A 1145-nucleotide genomic window follows, 5' to 3' on the forward strand; every position below is an offset into this window, starting at 1 on the left:
GCGACTTAAATATCTTATCATTTTTGTTTCTTGTTGTCAACCACTTTTTTATTTCCAAATTGTGGTGCCCAGAGGCGGAATCGAACCACCGACACGGGGATTTTCAGTCCCCTGCTCTACCGACTGAGCTATCTGGGCAAAATGGTCGGGGTGGCAGGATTTGAACCCGCGGCCCTCTGGTCCCAAACCAGATGCGCTACCAAACTGCGCTACACCCCGATAATGGCGGAGAGGGTGGGATTCGAACCCACGGTCCCTTTCGGAATCACTGGTTTTCAAGACCAGCTCCTTAAACCACTCGGACACCTCTCCAAAGTTGGTGACCCATCCGCGGCTCGAACGCGGGACACCTTGATTAAAAGTCAAGTGCTCTACCTACTGAGCTAATGGGTCAAATATAAAATTATTATGGCGGGTCCACAGGGATTCGAACCCCGGACACACGGCTTAGAAGGCCGTTGCTCTATCCAACTGAGCTATGAACCCATTTGGTGCGGGTGGAGGGACTTGAACCCCCACGCACAAGGCGCTAGATCCTAAGTCTAGTGCGTCTGCCAATTCCGCCACACCCGCATGACATATAAATGGTGGAGGAAGGTGGATTCGAACCACCGAAAGCTCAGCTAACGGATTTACAGTCCGCCCCCTTTGGCCACTCGGGAATTCCTCCATTTTGGAGCTGGCGAAGGGAATCGAACCCCCAACCTGCTGATTACAAGTCAGCTGCTCTACCGTTGAGCCACACCAGCATATTTCAATTGTCTATTTTTTATTATTTTCTTTAATTAAAATGGCGACCCGGAAGGGGCTCGAACCCTCGACCTCCAGCGTGACAGGCTGGCATTCTAACCAACTGAACTACCGGGCCAAAATAAATGGTGGGCGCAATAGGGCTCGAACCTATGACCCCCTGCTTGTAAGGCAGGTGCTCTCCCAGCTGAGCTATGCGCCCGAATTGGTGACCCATCCGAGAATCGAACTCGGGTTACCGCCGTGAAAGGGCGGTGTCTTGACCGCTTGACCAATGGGCCTTAATGGTTGCGGAGGCAGGATTTGAACCTACGACCTTCGGGTTATGAGCCCGACGAGCTGCCAGCTGCTCCACTCCGCGATATTTGGTGCCGGGGACCGGAATCGAACCGGTA

General features: G+C 52.9%; 12 tRNA genes. All 12 read right to left on the reverse strand.

Going from position 1 to position 1145, the window contains the following annotated elements:
- Positions 1-62 precede the first annotated feature (62 nt).
- The 12 genes from BN2409_RS00180 to BN2409_RS00235 all read right to left on the reverse strand — a co-directional run bounded on the left by BN2409_RS00180 (position 63) and on the right by BN2409_RS00235 (position 1111).
- Positions 63-138, reverse strand: a tRNA-Phe gene (locus BN2409_RS00180).
- A 4-nt stretch (positions 139-142) separates the two neighbouring features.
- Positions 143-219, reverse strand: a tRNA-Pro gene (locus BN2409_RS00185).
- A 4-nt stretch (positions 220-223) separates the two neighbouring features.
- Positions 224-312 (reverse strand) — tRNA-Ser (locus tag BN2409_RS00190).
- Between the two features lie 5 nt (positions 313-317).
- Positions 318-393: transfer RNA gene (locus BN2409_RS00195), tRNA-Lys, on the reverse strand.
- A gap of 16 nt (positions 394-409) precedes the next feature.
- Positions 410-486, reverse strand: a tRNA-Arg gene (locus BN2409_RS00200).
- 3 nt (positions 487-489) lie between these two features.
- A tRNA-Leu gene (locus BN2409_RS00205) sits at positions 490-573 on the reverse strand.
- 12 nt (positions 574-585) lie between these two features.
- Positions 586-670: transfer RNA gene (locus BN2409_RS00210), tRNA-Tyr, on the reverse strand.
- A 4-nt stretch (positions 671-674) separates the two neighbouring features.
- A tRNA-Thr gene (locus BN2409_RS00215) sits at positions 675-749 on the reverse strand.
- 42 nt (positions 750-791) lie between these two features.
- Positions 792-868, reverse strand: a tRNA-Asp gene (locus BN2409_RS00220).
- 8 nt (positions 869-876) lie between these two features.
- Positions 877-952 (reverse strand) — tRNA-Val (locus BN2409_RS00225).
- A gap of 4 nt (positions 953-956) precedes the next feature.
- Positions 957-1031, reverse strand: a tRNA-Glu gene (locus BN2409_RS00230).
- A 4-nt stretch (positions 1032-1035) separates the two neighbouring features.
- Positions 1036-1111 (reverse strand) — tRNA-Met (locus tag BN2409_RS00235).
- Positions 1112-1145: the final 34 nt, after the last annotated feature.

This window comes from Inediibacterium massiliense (assembly GCF_001282725.1).
In the GTDB taxonomy this organism is placed as follows: domain Bacteria; phylum Bacillota; class Clostridia; order Peptostreptococcales; family Thermotaleaceae; genus Anaerophilus; species Anaerophilus massiliensis.